Annotated in this window: 17 protein-coding genes; 8 read left to right on the plus strand and 9 right to left on the minus strand. The window is 64.0% G+C overall.

Translation table 11 applies throughout. The features are described from left to right. Nucleotides 1-258: 258 nt before the first annotated feature. Complete coding sequence (ycaC, locus tag ACI2KK_RS03050) at nt 259-888, plus strand: isochorismate family cysteine hydrolase YcaC (RefSeq protein WP_111533157.1); 630 nt, start codon at nt 259-261, stop codon at nt 886-888. Nucleotides 889-1,183: 295 nt separating this feature from the next. Then, the gene (ycaC, locus tag ACI2KK_RS03055; protein WP_404667822.1) at nt 1,184-1,813 is read left to right on the plus strand and encodes an isochorismate family cysteine hydrolase YcaC; all 630 of its coding nucleotides are present in this window, start codon (nt 1,184-1,186) and stop codon (nt 1,811-1,813) included. Nucleotides 1,814-1,896: 83 nt separating this feature from the next. Here ycaC (ACI2KK_RS03055) and ACI2KK_RS03060 read toward each other — a convergent pair whose 3' ends face one another. The 4 genes from ACI2KK_RS03060 to ACI2KK_RS03075 all read right to left on the minus strand — a co-directional run bounded on the left by ACI2KK_RS03060 (nt 1,897) and on the right by ACI2KK_RS03075 (nt 4,598). Beyond that, nucleotides 1,897-2,274 carry a hypothetical protein gene (locus tag ACI2KK_RS03060; protein ID WP_404667823.1) on the minus strand — a complete coding sequence of 126 codons (378 nt, stop codon included), beginning with the start codon at nt 2,272-2,274 and terminating at the stop codon, nt 1,897-1,899. 96 nt (nt 2,275-2,370) lie between these two features. Next, on the minus strand, nt 2,371-2,751 hold the full coding sequence (locus tag ACI2KK_RS03065) for a hypothetical protein (RefSeq protein ID WP_404667824.1): 381 nt from the start codon (nt 2,749-2,751) through the stop codon (nt 2,371-2,373). After that, nucleotides 2,748-4,124, minus strand: a complete 1,377-nt coding sequence (locus ACI2KK_RS03070) for a PAAR domain-containing protein (RefSeq protein ID WP_404667825.1) — start codon at nt 4,122-4,124, stop codon at nt 2,748-2,750. The genes ACI2KK_RS03065 and ACI2KK_RS03070 overlap by 4 nt, the downstream gene beginning before the upstream one ends. 177 nt (nt 4,125-4,301) lie before the next feature. After that, nucleotides 4,302-4,598, minus strand: a complete 297-nt coding sequence (locus tag ACI2KK_RS03075) for a DUF6124 family protein (RefSeq protein ID WP_217887048.1) — start codon at nt 4,596-4,598, stop codon at nt 4,302-4,304. 519 nt (nt 4,599-5,117) lie between these two features. On the opposite strand from ACI2KK_RS03075, the gene ACI2KK_RS03080 reads away from it, so the two are divergent. Further along, nucleotides 5,118-5,396, plus strand: a complete 279-nt coding sequence (locus tag ACI2KK_RS03080) for a type II toxin-antitoxin system RelE/ParE family toxin (RefSeq protein ID WP_404667826.1) — start codon at nt 5,118-5,120, stop codon at nt 5,394-5,396. A gap of 13 nt (nt 5,397-5,409) precedes the next feature. Then, nucleotides 5,410-5,694 (plus strand): HigA family addiction module antitoxin, encoded by a 285-nt coding sequence (locus ACI2KK_RS03085; protein WP_404667827.1) that lies wholly within the window; start codon nt 5,410-5,412, stop codon nt 5,692-5,694. A 3-nt stretch (nt 5,695-5,697) separates the two neighbouring features. Here ACI2KK_RS03085 and ACI2KK_RS03090 read toward each other — a convergent pair whose 3' ends face one another. Both ACI2KK_RS03090 and ACI2KK_RS03095 read right to left on the minus strand, forming a co-directional pair. Then, the gene (locus ACI2KK_RS03090; protein WP_404667828.1) at nt 5,698-7,485 is read right to left on the minus strand and encodes a monovalent cation:proton antiporter-2 (CPA2) family protein; all 1,788 of its coding nucleotides are present in this window, start codon (nt 7,483-7,485) and stop codon (nt 5,698-5,700) included. Between the two features lie 269 nt (nt 7,486-7,754). Then, the gene (locus ACI2KK_RS03095) at nt 7,755-8,714 is read right to left on the minus strand and encodes a GlxA family transcriptional regulator (protein WP_404667829.1); all 960 of its coding nucleotides are present in this window, start codon (nt 8,712-8,714) and stop codon (nt 7,755-7,757) included. Between the two features lie 231 nt (nt 8,715-8,945). On the opposite strand from ACI2KK_RS03095, the gene ACI2KK_RS03100 reads away from it, so the two are divergent. Both ACI2KK_RS03100 and ycaC (ACI2KK_RS03105) read left to right on the plus strand, forming a co-directional pair. Further along, the gene (locus ACI2KK_RS03100) at nt 8,946-9,311 is read left to right on the plus strand and encodes a helix-turn-helix transcriptional regulator (RefSeq protein WP_404667830.1); all 366 of its coding nucleotides are present in this window, start codon (nt 8,946-8,948) and stop codon (nt 9,309-9,311) included. A 69-nt stretch (nt 9,312-9,380) separates the two neighbouring features. Continuing rightward, nucleotides 9,381-10,007: an isochorismate family cysteine hydrolase YcaC gene (ycaC, locus tag ACI2KK_RS03105; protein ID WP_217887052.1), complete on the plus strand. Its 627-nt coding sequence runs from the start codon at nt 9,381-9,383 to the stop codon at nt 10,005-10,007. Nucleotides 10,008-10,243: 236 nt separating this feature from the next. Here ycaC (ACI2KK_RS03105) and ACI2KK_RS03110 read toward each other — a convergent pair whose 3' ends face one another. Continuing rightward, nucleotides 10,244-15,343, minus strand: a complete 5,100-nt coding sequence (locus ACI2KK_RS03110; RefSeq protein WP_404667831.1) for an AAA family ATPase — start codon at nt 15,341-15,343, stop codon at nt 10,244-10,246. Between the two features lie 256 nt (nt 15,344-15,599). Between ACI2KK_RS03110 and ACI2KK_RS03115 the strand changes: the two genes are divergently transcribed. After that, the gene (locus ACI2KK_RS03115; RefSeq protein WP_404667832.1) at nt 15,600-16,592 is read left to right on the plus strand and encodes a response regulator; all 993 of its coding nucleotides are present in this window, start codon (nt 15,600-15,602) and stop codon (nt 16,590-16,592) included. A gap of 23 nt (nt 16,593-16,615) precedes the next feature. Beyond that, nucleotides 16,616-16,966, plus strand: coding sequence for a response regulator transcription factor (locus ACI2KK_RS03120; RefSeq protein WP_217843674.1), 351 nt, complete (start codon nt 16,616-16,618; stop codon nt 16,964-16,966). Between the two features lie 219 nt (nt 16,967-17,185). Here ACI2KK_RS03120 and ACI2KK_RS03125 read toward each other — a convergent pair whose 3' ends face one another. Both ACI2KK_RS03125 and ACI2KK_RS03130 read right to left on the minus strand, forming a co-directional pair. Next, nucleotides 17,186-17,452, minus strand: coding sequence for a DUF3077 domain-containing protein (locus ACI2KK_RS03125; protein ID WP_217886718.1), 267 nt, complete (start codon nt 17,450-17,452; stop codon nt 17,186-17,188). A gap of 1 nt (nt 17,453) precedes the next feature. After that, nucleotides 17,454-17,729, minus strand: a complete 276-nt coding sequence (locus ACI2KK_RS03130) for a hypothetical protein (protein WP_404667833.1) — start codon at nt 17,727-17,729, stop codon at nt 17,454-17,456. Nucleotides 17,730-18,209: the final 480 nt, after the last annotated feature.

An 18,209-nucleotide genomic window follows, 5' to 3' on the forward strand; every position in this document is an offset into this window, starting at 1 on the left:
GCTTTGTGCCGACCCGTACGGGCCCTTTCGCGGGTGAACCCGCTCCCACAGGGATCGCGCCTGTCTCGGCAACGGCGCCAAACCTGTGGGAGCGGGTTTACCCGCGAAGAATCCAACGCCTATCCATCGTTCCCGAAATGGAACGCTAAGGCCAATTTTCGCAGTCTACCGCTTCAAAGGTGATGAATCTAATCTTTGCTCATCAACGCGAAACACCCAACGCACTGAACGAATTCAAAACCTTTAGGAGCAACAACCATGACCAACTTCAAATACAACCGCCTGAACAAAGACGACGCCGCCGTACTGCTGGTTGACCACCAGGCTGGCCTGCTGTCCCTGGTCCGCGACATCGAGCCGGACCGCTTCAAGAACAACGTGCTGGCCCTGGCTGACCTGGCCAAGTTCTTCAACCTGCCGACCATCCTCACCACCAGCTTCGAGCAAGGCCCCAACGGCCCGCTGGTGCCAGAGCTGAAAGAGCTGTTCCCGGACGCCCCATACATCGCCCGTCCAGGCCAGATCAACGCCTGGGACAACGAAGACTTCGTCAAGGCAGTGAAGGCCACCGGCAAGAAGCAGCTGATCATCGCCGGCGTGGTCACCGAAGTGTGCGTCGCCTTCCCGGCCCTGGCGGCACTTGAAGAAGAGTTCGAGGTGTTCGTGGTCACCGATGCCTCTGGCACCTTCAACGAAATGACCCGCGACGCCGCCCACGACCGCATGAGCCGCGCCGGTGCGCAACTGATGACCTGGTTCGGCGTGGCCTGCGAGTTGCACCGCGACTGGCGCAACGACATCGAAGGCCTGGCCGCGCTGTGCTCCAACCACATCCCGGACTACCGCAACCTGATGACCAGCTATAACGCGCTGACTGCTGGCAAGTAATCCGCCCACCCGAAACATCGAAGGCCGGCTCCCGTAGAGGGAGCCGGCCTTTTTGTCGTTTGTTCGGGGCCTATCGCCGGTCAAGCCGGCTCCTACAGGCTTATGCGCTCCCCTGTAGGAGCCGGCTTGCCGGCGATAGGGCCCTGAAAACCAATACAAATCCATCGTTCATAAAATGGAACGCTAAAGCCAATTTTCACTATCTACCGCACCAAAGGTCTTGGTTTTAATCTTCTCCCATCAACGCGAAACACCCAACGCACTGAACGAATTCAAAACCTTAGGAGCAACAACCATGACCAACTTCAAATACAACCGCCTGAACAAAGACGACGCCGCCGTACTGCTGGTTGACCACCAGGCTGGCCTGCTGTCCCTGGTCCGCGACATCGAGCCGGACCGCTTCAAGAACAACGTGCTGGCCCTGGCTGACCTGGCCAAGTTCTTCAACCTGCCGACCATCCTCACCACCAGCTTCGAGCAAGGCCCCAACGGCCCGCTGGTACCGGAACTGAAAGAGCTGTTCCCGGACGCCCCTTACATCGCCCGCCCAGGCCAGATCAACGCCTGGGACAACGAAGACTTCGTCAAGGCAGTGAAGGCCACCGGCAAGAAGCAACTGATCATCGCCGGCGTAGTGACTGAGGTGTGCGTCGCCTTCCCGGCTCTGGCCGCGCTTGAAGAAGAGTTCGACGTGTTCGTGGTTACCGATGCCTCCGGCACCTTCAACGAGATGACCCGCGACGCCGCCCACGACCGCATGAGCCGCGCCGGTGCGCAACTGATGACCTGGTTCGGCGTGGCCTGCGAGCTGCACCGCGACTGGCGCAACGACATCGAAGGCCTGGCCGCGCTGTGCTCCAACCACATCCCGGACTACCGCAACCTGATGACCAGCTATAACGCGCTGACTGCTGGCAAGTAATAGCAGTTGCAAAAGCCAGAAGTCCTACCCATTCGAAATGGGTAGGGCTTCTGGCTTTTTGACGTTTGTTCTACGTCTTCTGACTATATGAAGTAAATCAGCGGAAGCGAAGCAATTCCCGAGTACAGGAGTGTGTTGCCGAGCAAGAATATTCTTTTCAGGTTTTTGGGGAAGTTTTTTATGTCTGCAGGATCCAGTTTTTTCTTGCGGATGTGGAGGTTCTTAATTGGCCAGAAGACAACGCCACTCATCATGATGGTTATGTTAAGCCTGCCCCAGAAGGTTATATCGTTGTGCATTAAGTAGCTTATTCCCAGCCAGTAGCTACTGGGTAATGCTATGACCATGGATTCGAAGTGCTTGGAAGCAGCAACCCAACCGTAGACACATAATGCCAAGAGGATAATCAACCATGGTGTGCACAAGAAAATTAGCTTGAGAGCAATTGGAGTCAGTGTCATGGCTTTTGCCGCTTTGGAGTGAAAGGGTTGTGGGTTTTCATAGGTAGCACCGCAAATAATTTTTTCATGAAAAGAGGGTGTGGTTTACGTGGCAGCCTATGAGCTGGTGAAATGGGAGGCTGTTAGCCCCAGAGCGCCCATCAAAAGCAGCCAGATCGAGATGCAAAGGCGCTTTTTTATGGCGTGGGGAAGTCGTTTTATATCGTCAGGGTGAAGTAGCTTTCGTTTGATGAAGTGCTGAGGGCAAAAGGCGAGTGCGGCAATACTGCTGACTAGCGAGAGCCGAGAGTAGAAGCCATGCTCACCCCACATGAATTTGAGGCGTTCAAGGGCGAGGCTTCTTTCTAGTGATTTTATGATTGTTGGGTAGTGGCGTGAGCAGGCAAGTTGAACCTGCAGGGCTACACCTGAGAGCCCAATCAAAAATGGAAGGATTCTTAGTGTAATTTCCCATGCCAATTGCCAGGAGTTGTTCATGGGTCGATGTGCTCGTAGACGATTTCGCCAAGGGTCTCGCCCGCGCTCATGCCGGCAACGCTAGCGGTAAAAGTGCTGGCGCCTACGATGACGAGACCACAGGCAGCGGCGCTGACCGGGCCTAATCCAAGACATATGACTGTAGCTGCGCCTTTTCCAATCAACCCTCCCACCGCTCCGCCGCTCAAACCACCTGCAAAACTCCCTGTCTCGGTAAACCTGACCTTCTTGCACTCGTCAGTCTCGCCAGCACGGCAAACGTCCTGGATCTTCAGTACCGACGAAACGCCCCCTATGGCAACCCCCGCTCTCCCACCATGTTTCAGGTAGTTCGACAGCCGGGCCACCTTCTCCAGGTGTGTTGCATAGCCGGGAATCTGCCCAGGCCCACCGGCTTTGCTCCAGTGATGAACCAGGCTCTTGCTCGATATCCCAAGGTCACGGCGTAGCGTTTCGTGGCTGCCGAGGTTCATGTGCTTGTTGAGGAAGGTCATCTTCAACTGGGCGTCCAGCTTCTGGAAAAGCTGCTTGCGCGAGTTGAAAAAATCGGGGCCTCTCAAGTGCCCGTGCTTGAGAAACTGCTGCTGGTGCAGATGCTCGATGTGGCGCAGCGTGTTCTGCAACTCCTCGACCGCCTTGGCCGCCATCGCCTGGGCAACCCCCATTGCCAGGCTGGCATCGCTGAGCAGGCCTGCAATTTCTGCCTGGTGGCGCATCATGAAGTCGGCTTCTTCGCGGGTGAGGCTGGCCAGTGCCTTGCGCGCCTGCTCGGCTGCCGCCATTAACTGCGCCTCTTCACGCGTGCAGCTGTTGTGGCTGTCGGGGTCGCCTATCACGAAGATCTCGCCTGCCTTGAAGCCGCTCTCGAACGTGGGGTTGAGCATTTTCAGGCGGGTGACGGGCAGTGAGGGGTGTTGTTCGAACAGCTGGCTCAAGACCTCTGGGCCGGACATGCTGCGGGGCACGATGTAGAACCCTGATTCCTGCGTCCCGGAGTGGGCGACCACTGCGTGATTGTTCACTGGCGTGGGCTGCACTGTTGCAGGCTTCTGCTGCGGTGCCTGGCGAATGCTGGCAGGTGCAAGGCTTTGATTGAGCGGCGCGACTACCCGGTTACTGCCGCTGGGGCACCCGCATTCGACCAGCGCGCCGTCCATCGCAACTTCGCGGCCCTCGGAAATGAACCATGGCAGGCCTTCGGCGATGATGCCGGGCTGGCCGCAAACCGGGCATTCGCTTGTGCTGTCGCCTTTGCAGAGTGCGTGGCGGTAATTGGCGCTGTATCGCCTGCCACTGGCAATGCAGGTTGCACCGGTTGTGGTGAGGTCGCCGTCCAGCGCTTGTCCTTTGCCAGCAAGATCGACTCGTTGCATGCAGGTTGCTCCCTATAAAACCCAGGAAACTACCTCTGTGAAGCCGGAAATTGGGTGGCCAAAGTGGGGTTGGGAAAGGTCCTACAGAATATTGGGAGCGTTCATGCGTAGAGGGCGCGGTAACAGGTGGATGGCCGTAATCCAGATGTGGATTGCGGCCATCTACAGAAGCTTTGCCTATGAGGTGGTGGCGCCATCCTCGATCCCATCCAGCATCGCCTCGGCCAGCCCTTCGGCCATTTCGACGGCATGCAGGTTGGCCCACAGCAGGCTTCTGCCGACTTCGTCCATATGGTCGAGCGCCTTGTATCCGACGTTGTAGGCACTGCGCAGGTACTCGATGACGTGCACGAGAGCGTCGTGGGCGTTGATGTCGGGGTTTACCGAGAACAGCGGCGGGTGGCCGGCGTCGCATTTGCCGAAGGGGCGATGTTTGGTGTCGGGGAGGGGTGGGTCGGGGACGATCTTTTTCATTGCAGATTCCTCTAGGAGTTGAACTGCAACCGCCCGTTTCCACGCAGAGGGTGGCAGCCGTACGCGGGGTGGAAACCGGTTAGAGGTCAACCCGGCAGGCCAGACGGCCTCCCGCGCACAACTGCCATTGAAGGCAACAACCCTAACCGGATTTCCACGTCCGATCGCTGAATTGACAGCGACCGGGAGAGCCTAGGGGGCATGGTTTCCCGGGACAATCAGAAGGGAGTCGACAGGGTTCGTAGGATATTTACCGAGTTGTAGGATTCGCAGTGCGAAAAATCTGATGGGAATGTAGGGCTGGGATGAGCGGACGCTTCGGATCACCCATTTGAAGCTGGATATGCAACCAAGCCAGCCCACAGAATACCGAGAGCTTTCTGACGCACACCCCGGAACCATGGGGCTGCCTTTCCCCTGAGCATGCTCTTCACACTGCGCCCTTTGAGTCGCAAGGAAGTTCGGCATGTATCGGATAGTCTTGAAGGGTGTAAGGTCATGCCTTACACTTGAGCAGTCATGATTCGCAGCTTCAGGCACAAGGGCCTGCGTTCGTTGTATCTGCGAGGTGATTCGTCAGGGGTCAGGTTTGATCACGTTGCGCGTCTCAAGCGCTTGCTGGCTTCGCTTGCAGTTGCGCAGTGCCCCTCGGATATGGAGCGCCCAGGTAACCGGCTGCACCCATTGCGGGGGCAGTTGCAGGGTTATTGGGCGGTAAATGTATCGGGCAATTGGCGGTTGGTGTTCCGCTTTGTCGGTACAGATGTCGAACTGGTCGATTATCTGGATTATCACTAGAAGGCTGAAACCTATGCCCATGCACAACCCACCGCACCCAGGCGAAGCCCTGCGCGAAGACGTCCTGCCTGCAATCGGCATGAACGTCTCCACCCTTGCCCGGCACCTCGGCTATTCCCGGGGGCAGTTATCCACAGTGCTCAACGGCCGTTCGGCCATTTCCGCCGACCTGGCCTATCGCCTCGAACTGGCAGGCCTTGGCAGTGCCCGCCAGTATCTGGCCGAGCAGGCGGCCTACGACCTCTGGCAGGCCGCGCAGCGTGAGCACCCGCCCATCGCCCGGCTTGCCTTGGCCTGAGCCTCAATCGGCATCCGACTCAAACAACCGCTCCAGCTCCACCCGCGCCTCCTTGGCCGTCTGCATCACTTTGGCCCGGTCATCGCGCACCTGCCCCTGGGCCTCAAGCACCTGCTCGTCGTGCTCGGTAAAGCGCGCAATCCGGTCAGCCGCCTGCTCGTCGCTCAAGCCCAACCCCACCAGTGCCCGGCGGCTCATCTCAAGGCTCGAGTAAAACGTCTCGCGAATCGGCTCGGCGCCCACGTCCATCAGCTTGTGCACATGCTGGCGGTTACGCGCCCGGGCGATGACCTTCAGGTGCGGGTACTGGCGCTTGACCCGTTCGGCGGTGCGGGTGGCGACGTCCGGGTCGTCGATGGTGATGATGAAGTACTCGGCCTCGCCAACCTTGGCCGCATGCAGCACCTCGGGGCGCAGCGGGTCGCCGTAGAACACCGGCACCTGCTCGAACATACGAGTCATCTCGATGGTGTCCACCGAAGTTTCCAGGGCGACGAAGGGGATCTTCTGCGCGCGCAGAATGCGCGCGACGATCTGGCCCATGCGGCCCATGCCGACGATCACCGCCCGCGGCGTGCCGGCGTCGATGGTCTTGTACTGCTCGGGCACCTCGCGCGCAGGTTGCGGGCGCTTCAGGGCGCGGGCGCAGCCAAGCATCAGCAGCGGGGTGACAGCCATCGACAGGGTTATGGTCATCAGCAGCAGGTCGTAGGTGTGGGTGTCGAACAGGCCCTGGTCCTTGCCCAGCTTGAACACCACGAAGGCGAACTCGCCACCGGCGGCCAGCACCATCCCCAAGCGCAGCGCGCTGGCGCTGTTCAGCCCGCCGGCCAGGCGGCCGACGCCGATCAGCAGCACCAGTTTTACGGCAATCAGCAGCAGGGTCAGGCCCAGCAGCACCAGCGGCATTTCCAGCAGCAGGCTGAGGTTGGCGCCCATGCCGACGCTGATGAAGAACAGCCCCAGCAACAGGCCCTTGAACGGCTCGATCTGCGATTCCAGCTCGTGGCGGTACTCCGAATCCGCCAGCAGCAGGCCGGCCAGGAAGGCGCCCAGTGCCATGGAGATACCGGCTTCTTCCATCAGCCAGGCGGTGCCGATCACCACCAGCAGCGCGGTGGCGGTGGACACCTCGGGCAGGCCGGTGCGGGCCACGGTACGGAACAGCGGGCGCAGCAGGTAGCGGCCGCCGACGATCACCACGGCGATGCTGGCGAACACCTTCAGGCCGTGTTCCAGGCTGTCGCCGTGGCTGGTGTCCGGGCCGCTGGCGGCAAGCAATGGCACCAGGGCGATCAGCGGGATGGCGGCGATGTCCTGGAACAGCAGGATGGCGAAGGCCAGGCGACCATGGGGCGCGTTGAGCTGCTTGCTTTCGGCCAGGCTCTGCAGGCCCAGGGCGGTGGACGACAGCGCCAGGCCCAGGCCCAGCACGATGGCCGCCGGCAGCGTCTGGCTGAAGCCGAACAGGGCGATGGCGCCGATCACTGCACCGGTCAGCAGCACCTGCGCGGTGCCCACGCCGAACACCGACTTGCGCATCAGCCACAGCCGGCGTGGCGACAGTTCAAGGCCGATGATGAACAGCAGCAGGACCACGCCCAGCTCGGAGATGTGCGCGACGCTTTCGGTGTCGCGGATCAGCCCCAGGGCTTGCGGGCCGATGGCAACGCCAGCCAGCAGGTAGCCGATCACGGCCCCCAGTTGCAGGCGTTTGGCGAGGGGGACGGCGATGACGGCGGCGAGCAGGAAGATCACCGCGGTTTGAAGAAGGCTGCCTTCGTGTGGCATGGGTTCTGGCTCCGTGAACTGCCGGGGCAGCGGTTATGTCATTTGGGTCGGCCATTTTGGGGAATGGGGCTTTCGGGGACAATCCGCTTTGTGGGAGACACATTGTCTCCATCAAGGCGACAGTACAGATCCCCCTTGTAGGAGCGGTCTTGTGTCGCGATGGGCCGCGAAGCGGCCCCAGGATATCGGCATCATGCAAGATCGCCGGGGCTGCTGCGCAGCCCTTTCGCGACACAAGGCCGCTCCTACAGGCATCGTATTTAACCTGCTCAACCCCCACCAAACTGCGCCCGATACTGGTTCGGCGTCATGCCGATGCGCTCGCAGAACACCTTGCGCATATGCCGGTCGCTGCCGAACCCGCTGCGTGCCGCCACCACTTTCAACGGTAAATCAGACCCTTCCAGCAGCTTGCGCGCATGGTCGATGCGGGCGTTCTGCAGGTACTGCAACGGCGTGATACCGACATCGCGCTGGAATGCCCGGGCGAAGTTGCGCGCGCTCATGGCCACCAGCTCGGCCATCTTCTGCACGGTAAAAGCCTCGTCGATATGGTCGACGATGTACGCCTGCACCCGCGCCACCGGGCTGCCGTCCCGCGGTACCGCGGCCAGCAGCGGGCCGTAGGGCAACTGCCCGCCCTGGCGGTGGCGGGCCACCAGCAGCACCTTGGCCACTTCCAGCGCCAGGTCCTTGCCGTGGTCTTCGGCCACCACCGCCAATGCCAGGTCAATGCCAGCGGTGATGCCGCCCGAGGTGATCAGGTCGCGGTCGACCACGTAGATCTGCTCGGTTTCAACCTTGGCCTCGGGAAACTGCCGGGCCAGGCGCTCTACGTAGTTCCAGTGGGTCGTACAGCGGTAGCCACCCAGCAGCCCGGCACGGCCGAGCAGAAACACCCCGGTGCAGATCGCGCCGAAGCGCTTGGCGCTGCGCGCAGCCTGGGGCAGCCAGCGCTCCAGGGCCGGCAGCGACAGGTCGTAGGCACCGGGGCCGCCGGGCACCAACAGTAGGTCGACAGCAGCCGGAAGGTCCTCCAGGCGCCCGTCGGCCAGCACCCTCAGGCCGCAGGAGCCACGTACCGGCGCGTCGCCTTCGGCGAGGGTGACCAGGTGATAGCGCTGTTCGGTCGGCAGGAAGCGGTTGGCGATGGCAAACGCGTCCAGGGGGCCGGTGACGTCCAGCATCAGCACATCGTTGAAAAGCACCATCGCCACTGTTTTCTGCATACCCACTCACCCTGGTGGCCGCCGCTCAAGGGCGGCCCGAAACCGATCATGGCAGGCATCTTAAGGTATCGGTATAGCGTGCAGGGCCAGCAATATCGCGAAATGCCGGGCGGCCCCGGGCAAACCCCCGTGGCAGCGGGGCGAAGCAGGATTAATAACTATTAAGGTTCGGCTCAGGACTTTGTCATGGCTGGCCAGCCAGACTTTCCCCATCGAAACAGGAGAGTCGACATGGTCCCTGACCCCGCCCTCGACCACCGCCACAACACCCCCGGCGCGCTGACCGCGCAGCGCCTGCGCCAGGCCAAGGAGCTGATGTTGCACAGCCCGCTGTCGATCATCGAGATCGCCGGCCTGTGCCACCTCACCCGCAGTCACTTCTCGCGTGCGTTCAAGGTGACCACCGGCCTGTCGCCACAGGCCTGGCGCCTGCTGGCACGCATGGAAAAGGCCAAGCGTCTGCTGGCCACCGAAGTACCGATCACCCACGTTAGCCTGGAGTGCGGCTTTTGCGACCAGTCGCATTTCACCCGCGCGTTCAGCCGCATGGTCGGCCAGCCGCCCAAGGCCTGGCGCCAGGCGGCGCGGCACCCTTAACGCGATGTCATCCCCTGGTATAGGCCCAAAGGCCAATGCCGCCCCATCCCCACCCAAGGAGTCACCCTCGTGAGCCAACCTGACTACAAGCGCTTGAACAAAGACGATGCCGTTGTGTTGCTGGTGGACCACCAGACCGGCCTGATCTCGCTGGTACAGGACTTCTCGCCCAACGAGTTCAAGAACAACGTGCTGGCCCTGGGCGACCTGGCCAAGTTCTTCGGCCTGCCGACCATCCTCACCACCAGTTTCGAGCAAGGCCCCAACGGCCCGCTGGTGCCGGAGCTCAAGGAGATGTTCCCGGACGCGCCGTACATCGCCCGCCCAGGCCAGATCAACGCCTGGGACAACGAAGACTTCGTCAAGGCAATCAAGGCCACCGGCCGCAAGCAGCTGATCATCGCTGGCGTGGTGACCGATGTGTGCGTGGCCTTCCCGACCCTGTCGGCGCTGGCCGAAGGCTTTGAAGTGTTCGTCGTCACCGACGCCTCGGGCACCTTCAACCAGACCGTGCAGCAAGCGGCCTGGGTGCGCATGACCCAGGCCGGCGCGCAGATGATGAACTGGTTCTCGGTGGCCTGTGAGCTGCACCGCGACTGGCGCAACGACATCGAAGGCCTGGGCAACCTGCTGTCCCAGCGCATTCCCAACTACCGCAACCTGATGAACAGCTACGCGGCGTTGACTGCGCGCTGATCGCAAACAGGCAGGCCGCGTTCCGGCAGCGGAGCGCGGCTCCTATGGAACAAATCACAACTCGTTGATTTAACGAGGACTCTGTGGGAGCGGCTTCAGCCGCGAACACCGGCGAAGCCGGTGCCATCTAGCGCGGTGCCTGCTTCGCGGCTAAAGCCGCTCCCACAGGGGCCGGGGCGCGCTTGCGGCCGTAATTCCCTGCGCGACAGCGCAGCCCGAAAGGGCTGGGTGATCTCCTACAGGGGAGCAGCAATCGGGATGCTGAAACGGATGCAGCACCCGCCCAGCTCCGATCCCTGCGCCTGCAACTGCCCGCCATGGGCCTGCACCACTGAGCGGCAGATCGCCAAACCCATGCCCAGCCCGCTGCTCTTGGTGCTGTGGAACGCCTCGAACACTTGTTCTCGAGCTTCGGCCGGGATTCCCGGGCCGTTGTCGTCCACCCGCACCTGCACTTCGCTGCCGGCCACGGTGGAGCTGATACGCACCACGCCGTCGTCGCGAAAACCTGCCAGCGCCTCCAGCGCGTTGGTGATCAGGTTGAACACCAACTGCTGGATCTGCACTGGGTCGGCCTGCACGCAGGCGTTGGCGTCCAGCTGTGCCTGCACCTTCACCGCACTCTTGTGCGCATCGGCCGAAGCCAGGCGGATCACCTGCAGGATCACCTCGTCCAGCTTCAGCGGCTTGAGCTGCATCGGCGCCTGCCTTGCCAGCGAGCGCAGGGCGCGGACGATGTTGGCCGCGCGTTCGCTGTCGGCGCGGATGTCTTCCAGCCCGGCGATGGCCTCGCCCAAATCAGGTTGATCGCGCTTGAGCCAGCGCAGGCTGGCCGCAGCGTTGGAGGCAATGCCCAGCAGCGGCTGGCTGATTTCGTGGGCAATGGACGCCGACAGCTCGTTCATCACCTGCAAATGCGCGCTGCGCGCAAGCTCGCTGCGCGAGCGGCGCAGCTCGGCTTCCATCTGCGCGCGGGTCTGGTGGTCTTCGGCCAGGCGCGTATAGAACTTGGCGGTCTGCAACGACACCGCCGCCTGGGCGGCAAGAATTTCCAGCATGGCCAGGCGCTGGCCGCCGAACAGGTTGGGCACCAGGCGGTTTTCCAGGTACACCAGGCCAATCAGCACCCCCTGGATCACCAACGGCAGGCACAGTACCGAGCGTGCGCCGCGGGCGTGCAGGTCGTGGCGGAAAGCCTCCGGGCACTCGGCCTGGGCATCGTGCAGCAGCAGCGGCTTCTTGGTGCGCAGGGTGGCGTTGACGATCGAGCGCGGCGCCTGGGTCATGAACTTCTGGCACTGCTCCATGCTTACCCGCAGGCCGTTGTCGTCGATGTCGGCCAGGGCCGCCATCTGGAACTCCGCACCACTGACGATCAGCAGCGCGCCATGGTCGGCGCCGGCGTGCTGGGTGAGTTGGCCCATCAGGGTTTCGATCAGCCCTTCGAGCAGGGTTTCCTCAGACAGCGCGCGCGCCGCCTCGATGCCGGCTTCAAGGTCGAGGCTGGCCTGGGAGCTGGCGCGAAAGGTTTCCTGGATCGGCTGGGTGCGCAGGAACGGGTGCAAGGTTTCAAGTTGACGCACCTTGCCGGCCGCGCCCCAGATGTGAAAGCAGTCGCGGGCGATGCGCAGGTGCAGGTTGGCGCCCGATATCAGCCCGCTGGGGATGCACACTTCGGCCAATTGCTCGTGGGCGATGGCCTGCTCGTGGATGAAGCCTGCGGCGGTGGCGGCGATCTGCGCCTGGTCGAAGCAGCGGATGGCCGACAGCCCGTCGCCTTGCAAGCGCGCCACCAGCCCCTCGATCAGCAGTACCTTGTTGCGGAAGGTGACCGGGTTGAACTGCGCCCAGCGGCTGAACAGCTGGTGCAGCTGGCCCAGCCGTTCGAGCTTCTCGTCCAGCGTGCCGGGGGCCTCCGGGCTGCCGAGGGTGAGGGCCTGGAACAAGTGGTAGTCGGCCAGGTTGATGTGTGCCGGGGCCGCCCAGGCATGCTCGCCAGCCTGGGCAAGCTGGGCGCCGGCCAGGCGGATATCACCAAGGTAGAACGCCGCCATGCCGGCAAACAGGCACTGGAAGAATCGCGTGGTGCACGAGCTGCCGGCGTCGGCCAGCGCCTCGTGCAATAACGCCTCGCTGCTGTCGCGCTCGGCCCGCGAGCGGGCGCCGGGTGCGTCGCACAGGTCGGCGACGAAGGCTTGCTGGGCCAGCAAAATGTGCTCGATATCGCGGTAGCCATAACCGCGCACGGTGGCCAGGCCGCGCTCGATCTCCTGGCCCACCTCACCCAGGTGCTGGCCCATGACCAAAGCATCGGACACGGCGTGGTTGCAGGCGTAGCAGGCCATGGCCAGGTCGCCGGAAAGGCCCGCCGAGTCGATGGCCTCCAGCGCAGTGCGCCGGGCGAAGGCCATGGGGGAGGTCCAGGCACTGACCTGGTCCAGGGCCAGCAGGCTGCTGGTCAGGTCGCATTCGAAACCATGCCGCTCGATCAGCCGCAGCGCCGCCAGGCAATAGGCGTGGCCGTCGTGGTAGGCGCCGAAGCGCTCGGCGCACATCACCCCGAACCAGGCCAGGCCGTAGGTGCTGCCCGGGGCTACGCCGTGGGCCAGGGTCAGTTCGAGGATGTGCGCCAGGTGCAGGAAGCGGATGTCGTCGGGCACGAAGAACGACGACGACAGGGTGGCGAGCAGGGCGATGGCCACCTCCACCTCTTCGTCCTGCGCGCGGGGCAGTGCCTCCAGGCAGTGGCGGCCCTGCTGTTCGATCCGGGCGCGAACCTGCGTGTAGCGGGCCTCGACCTGCTGCGGCTGGTCACCGCGGTGCAGGTCCAGGCCCAGCAGGCGCAGGCCGCTGAGGGCATCATCAATCGCGCCCTGGTAATCCGAGCGCAGGGTCTTGAAGCGGGCCTGTAGCTGGTAGGCGTTGGCGCGCTCCAGCGGTGTGCGCGCGCACTGGTGGCATTGGCCGATACCGGCCTCGGCCTCGGCCATGCGCGAGCGCAGCATGTTGCATTCGGCGGCCATGCGGGCGAGGGCGAAGGCGTGGGGCGCAGTTGGCGGGCAGCGCTGCTGCAGGGCTTGCGCGGTTTGCAGGTAGCCGGCGGCCTGCTCGTGGGACACCGCGTCACGGGCGCGGGTGGCGGCGCTCAGTAGCAGCGGCAGCAAGGCTGCGCATTCTTCGCGGCTGAAACTGTCGGGGGCGGCGCGCTGCAGCTGGTTGGCCAGCTCGAACAGGCCTTCGTGCGGGGTGTCGCCCCAGGCCTGCCACATCGCCCGGGCGATGCGCGCATGTTGCGCTGCGCGCTCATGGGATGGGGTGAGCTGGTAGGCGGCTTCCTGCACGCGGTCGTGGGCAAAGCCCAGGCCTTGGGCGCTGGATGACAGAAAGCCTGCATCCAGCAAGGCTTTGAGCCGGCCGTCCAGGCGCTCCAACGGGTGGGCGATCAGCCGGCGCAGCAGTTGCGTGTCGAAGCGCCCGCCCGCCGCCCCGGCCACGCGCAGCAGCTCGCGTTGGCCTGAAGGCAAGCGGGCCAGGCGCTGGACCATCAGGTCGGCGACGTTGTCGGCGTAGCGGTGGCGGGCCACCGCTTCCAGCGACCAGCACCAGCGCATGGCCTGGGTATCGAAGGCGAACAGGCGGTCCTCGACCATCGCCCGCAGTATCTGGCGGACGAAGAACGGGTTGCCGGCGGTCTTGGCGTGCACCAGCTCGGCCACTTGCTGCGCCTCGCTGGCGCTGACGTAGTAGCGCGTGGCAATCAGCTCGACGATGGCGGCAACCGGCAGTGGCTGCAGGCTCAGGTTCTGGCAGCGCAGCGCCGTGGGGGTGGCGGGCAGCTCGGCGAAAGGCGCTGCGGCATCATCGGCTTCGCGGCGGCTGGCCAGGATCAGCAGCAGGCCGCGTGGCGGCCGGGCCAGCAGCGCTTGTAGCAGGTGGCGGCTGGCGTCGTCGGCCCATTGCAGGTCGTCGAGGAAGATCGCCAGCGGCCGCCCCGGGCTGCTGAACACTTCGAGGAAGTCGACGATGGCGCGGTGTTGTTTCTCCAGGGCCAGGCGCGAGGGTTTTTCCGGCAGGCCGCTGCTCGGGCCGATGATCAGCTGCAGCTCCGGGGCCAGGGTATTCAACAACTGGCCAGAGCCTTTGACCCGCTGGCGGATGTCCCGACCGATGGCTTCCAGTTGCTGGCTGCCTTGTGCCAGCAGTTGGGTGGTCAGGGTGCCGAGGATGTCGATCCACGGTGCATAGGGCACGGCCTGTTCCAGGCTGTTGCACTTGCCGCTGGCCCAGTGGCCGTCAGCGTGGGCTTTCAGCGCGGCCAGCACCAGGCTCGACTTGCCCATGCCGGCGGCGCCGTTGACCAGCAGGCCGCGGGCGCTGCGTTCGCGGCGCAGCTCGTCGAGCAGGCGGGCGATGATGCGTTGCTCATCGGCGCGCCCGTACAAGCGCTCGCCAGTGGCTGGCACCAGGTCGGCGCAGCCTGGGGTAAAGGGCGCGATAGCGGCGTTGGCGGCCCATTGGCGCTGGCAGTGCGCCAGGTCGATGGCCAGCGCTTCGGCGCTCTGGTAGCGGGCATCGGGCTCCTTTGCCAGGGCCTTGGCGAGGATCTGGCTGATGGGCGCGGGCAGGGTCGGGTCGATGTCGCAGGCCGGTTTTGCCTGCACGCCGGCGTGCAGTTGGCGCCAGTGCTGGGTGTCGCGCCCGGCCAGTGGCAACTCGCCGAGCAGTAGCTGATAGAGGATTGCCGCCAGGGCGTAGATGTCGCTGCGCCGGTCGGTGCTGGTGCCGTGGGGGCAGATTTGCTCCGGGGCCAGGTAGGCCCAGCCGTCAGCCTGGGCACTGCCGATTTCCGTGGGGTCGGCGCGAAAACCGCCGATGCGTACCTGGCCGTTGTCGTCGAGCAGAAGGTGGCGCGGTTGCAAGGCGCCGTGCAAGGCATTGCCCTGATGGGCCAGGGCCAGGGTGCGCGCGGCGTTCACCGCCAGCGGCAAAAACCGTTCGAGGCCTGCACGGCCCTGGGCGATCTGGTCGGCCAGTGACTGGCCCGCCGGGTACACCAGCAGGGGCCCTTCGGGTGAGCGCACGAAGGCTGCGGGGAGCACCGCCCAGGCCGGGTCCAGCGCCAGCCGGTAGTCACGCTCCAGGCGCTGGCAGGCGGCCGGGGACTCCACCGGCGCGCGGATCGCCAGCCAGGCCTGGCCGGCCGTGGCGTCGAGCAGGCGAAAGTGGCTGAGCTCACCGTCCTGGCCCAATGGCACCGGGGTGCAGCGGCTCATCCAGTGTTCGTCTATCGACGGATCGTTATCGATGGACACGTGAACGAGGCGTTCATCGAGCATCATGGCACCCCTTTGCAACCGACATCCTGGCCGCGAGTATACGGAGCGGTCGGGCGACGAAATGCGGCGCAGGGCGGCTTGGCAGGAACGGGAACCATTCTGACTGTTATGGTCCCCTCGTGCGCCGGCGTGGTGCGCGGGGCTGTGTATAGTCCAATGACCCTGTTATCCCTCGGGATAATTGTGCCTGCGCGCCTGTCGGCACTAGAGTGCCCCGGGCCACACAACCGCCCAGCCCGCGAGAGTCGAGGATGCGATGATCCGAATAGGCAAAGCCATGGTGTCGCTGGAGCGGCGCGAAGCCTTCCGTGACGGCCTGCCGATCCCGTTGGGCGGCCGTGCCTTCGAGGTGCTGGCCACCCTGGTACGCGCCAATGGCCGGGTGGTGAGCAAGGACGAGCTGTTCAGCCAGGTGTGGGCGGGTACGGTGGTCGAGGACAACAACCTGCAGGTGCAGGTGTCGCTGCTGCGCAAGTGGCTGGGTGACAAGAAGGTGATCCAGACCGTGCCGCGGCGCGGTTACCGGTTGCTGGCCGACCTGGCGCCGGATGCCTCGGTGCTGGCCTCGGGCCGCAGCGGCTACAGCCTCGACAGCGAGGCGCCGGAGCCCGACGGCGCAGCCGTGCATGTGCTGGTGGTGGACGATGACGTGTCGGTGCGCACCGCCCTGGGCCGCCTGCTGCGTGCCGAGAATATCCCGCATCGCCTGTATGCCTCGGCCGAAGAACTGCTGGAACAGCAGTGGGACAACCCCTATGCCTGCCTGTTGCTGGACATCAACCTGCCGGCCGCCTCGGGCCTGGAGCTGCAGCATGCCCTGCGCCGCCTCGACCTGCCCTGGCCGATCGTGTTCATGACCGGCTACGGCACCATCCCGCTCACCGTGCAGGCCATGCGTGCCGGGGCGTTCGAGTTTCTGACCAAACCCTTCGACGAGCACCAGCTGCTGGCTTTGCTGGACAGCGTGCGTGCCCGGGCGGTGCTTGCCGGGCGCGATTGGCGCCAGGCCCGCCAGGTGCGCGACAAGTACCAGCGCCTGACCCCTCGTGAGCGCGAAGTGTTCGCCCTGGTGGTGGAAGGGCTGTCGCACAAGCAGATCGCCCGGCAGATCGGCACCAGCGAAGTGACCACCAAGGTGCACAAGAAGAACATCATGAACAAGATGCAGTCCCGCTCGCTGGTGGAGCTGGTGGCCATGCACCAGGTCGTTGCGGGTGATGACCGGGCTGCCGACCAGGGCGCGGCATGAACACAGCGGGCACCAAGCTGCGGGTGTGCATCGTCGACGATGACGCCTCGGTGCGCAAAAGCCTGTGCAACCTGCTGCGCTCGCTGGGCTTCGAGGCGTACCCGTTCGCCGATGGCGAGGCGTTTCTGGCTTCGCCCCTGGCGGGCGAGGCCGATTGCGCACTGGTGGACCTGAAGATGCCCGGGCGCAGCGGCCAGCAGGTGCAGCGCGAGCTGGCGCGGCGCGGTTACCGGCTGCCGGTGATCGGCATGTCGGCGCACTGGGACCCGGCGGCGCGGGAGCTGACGATGGGGCAGGGCGCGGTGGTGTGCCTGGGCAAGCCGTTCAGTGAAGAGGCGTTGTTGCGCGCGGTGGAGCTGGCGTTGCAGCAGTAGGCCCAAGCCGAGGTTCGTTGGTTTGACGCGGTCCCCTGTAGGAGCGGCCTTGTGTCGCGAAAGGCGCGCGTAGCGGGCCCAGGATTTGCGCATCATGCAAGATGGCCGGGCCTGCCATGCAGGCCTTTCGCGGCACAAGGCCGCTCCTACAGGATTGCGCCAGCCTGAATGCTGCGCTGTATCTGTGGGAGCGGGCTTGCCCCGAGATGGGGTTGGCGCTCAGTGGCGCCGGTTGCGGGCGATCTCGATATCGTTCATCAGCGCCTTGGCCAGGGCGCTGAGGTAGTCTGCGGCGCCCAGCAGTTTGTGGTCATCCTCGGCATCGCCTTCGCGGATCAGGTGCTTGATGTAACCCAGCAAAATCGACACCTGTTCGTAGGCATCGTCGATGGGGATGCCGGGCATCACCCGTAGTAGCGGCAGCGGTGGGCTGCCGGCCTCCAGCAGGGTTTCGACGCCTGCGGTTACGGCGGTGGGTTCGGCCATCTTATGCCCCGCTTCTGAACAGGGTCATATCCAGGCGGCCCAGCACATGCTCGCCCAAAGCGCGGGCGATGTCGGTGGCGTGGGCGGCGTTGGCGAGCATGCCAAGGCCCGGCTGGCCTGCGTGGTTGCGGCAGTGTTCGTCGATGGTTTCCGACACGCCGCGCAGCAGCTCGTTGAGGTGCATGAGGGCATCGGGTGGGTACATGTCGGTGCGGACGGTGAAGAAGGGGGTGAGGGGGAGTTTGCCCAGGGGTGGGTCGGGGACGATTTTTTTCATGGCGTGCTTCTCGCATTTCGTGGAAGACGCTGCCGCTTCAACCTTTCTCACGGATTGAAAGGCGGCAGCCGTGCGCGGGGTGAGAAAACCGAGGAAATGCAAGAAAACTCGGCCAGACCGAAGTCTGCCCGCACGCGGCTGCCATAACGGCGTTACCTGACATTTCAATCGGGTTTCTCACACCCGGTCACCTGATGGCGACCCGAGGACGTTATTCCCGAGGTGAAAGACCGGCAACGGTGAAGCTTCTGAGTTGTGCGTAGGATAGGTCCGAAGCTGCTCGATCTCGAAGCATTTGGTAGCAGGTTCGGAAATGTCGTACAGGTTTTAGGCATGCACCAAGGCGGGTAATCACGGTCGGAAAGGTTTGCCACCTGTAGGAGCGGCCTTGTGTCGCGAAAGGCGCGCGTAGCGGGCCCGAGATTTTCGCATCATGCAAGATTGCCGGGCCTGCTACGCAGGCCTTTCGCGACACAAGGC

This window comes from Pseudomonas sp. NPDC089406 (assembly GCF_044900265.1).
GTDB lineage: Bacteria > Pseudomonadota > Gammaproteobacteria > Pseudomonadales > Pseudomonadaceae > Aquipseudomonas > Aquipseudomonas fakonensis.

What these genes read in the sequence shown, in the direction of transcription:
- ACI2KK_RS03075 (WP_217887048.1), bottom strand. Translation starts at nt 4,598, where the DNA reads ATGAAAAAGATCGTCCCCGACCCACCCCTCCCCGACACCAAACATCGC.
- ACI2KK_RS03100 (WP_404667830.1), top strand. Translation starts at nt 8,946, where the DNA reads ATGGTCCCTGACCCCGCCCTCGACCACCGCCACAACACCCCCGGCGCG.
- ACI2KK_RS03095 (WP_404667829.1), bottom strand. Translation starts at nt 8,714, where the DNA reads ATGCAGAAAACAGTGGCGATGGTGCTTTTCAACGATGTGCTGATGCTG.
- ACI2KK_RS03090 (WP_404667828.1), bottom strand. Translation starts at nt 7,485, where the DNA reads ATGCCACACGAAGGCAGCCTTCTTCAAACCGCGGTGATCTTCCTGCTC.
- ACI2KK_RS03115 (WP_404667832.1), top strand. Translation starts at nt 15,600, where the DNA reads ATGATCCGAATAGGCAAAGCCATGGTGTCGCTGGAGCGGCGCGAAGCC.
- ACI2KK_RS03080 (WP_404667826.1), top strand. Translation starts at nt 5,118, where the DNA reads ATGATTCGCAGCTTCAGGCACAAGGGCCTGCGTTCGTTGTATCTGCGA.
- ACI2KK_RS03125 (WP_217886718.1), bottom strand. Translation starts at nt 17,452, where the DNA reads ATGGCCGAACCCACCGCCGTAACCGCAGGCGTCGAAACCCTGCTGGAG.
- ycaC (WP_404667822.1), top strand. Translation starts at nt 1,184, where the DNA reads ATGACCAACTTCAAATACAACCGCCTGAACAAAGACGACGCCGCCGTA.
- ACI2KK_RS03085 (WP_404667827.1), top strand. Translation starts at nt 5,410, where the DNA reads ATGCCCATGCACAACCCACCGCACCCAGGCGAAGCCCTGCGCGAAGAC.
- ACI2KK_RS03070 (WP_404667825.1), bottom strand. Translation starts at nt 4,124, where the DNA reads ATGCAACGAGTCGATCTTGCTGGCAAAGGACAAGCGCTGGACGGCGAC.
- ACI2KK_RS03065 (WP_404667824.1), bottom strand. Translation starts at nt 2,751, where the DNA reads ATGAACAACTCCTGGCAATTGGCATGGGAAATTACACTAAGAATCCTT.
- ACI2KK_RS03110 (WP_404667831.1), bottom strand. Translation starts at nt 15,343, where the DNA reads ATGCTCGATGAACGCCTCGTTCACGTGTCCATCGATAACGATCCGTCG.
- ACI2KK_RS03060 (WP_404667823.1), bottom strand. Translation starts at nt 2,274, where the DNA reads ATGACACTGACTCCAATTGCTCTCAAGCTAATTTTCTTGTGCACACCA.
- ACI2KK_RS03130 (WP_404667833.1), bottom strand. Translation starts at nt 17,729, where the DNA reads ATGAAAAAAATCGTCCCCGACCCACCCCTGGGCAAACTCCCCCTCACC.
- ycaC (WP_111533157.1), top strand. Translation starts at nt 259, where the DNA reads ATGACCAACTTCAAATACAACCGCCTGAACAAAGACGACGCCGCCGTA.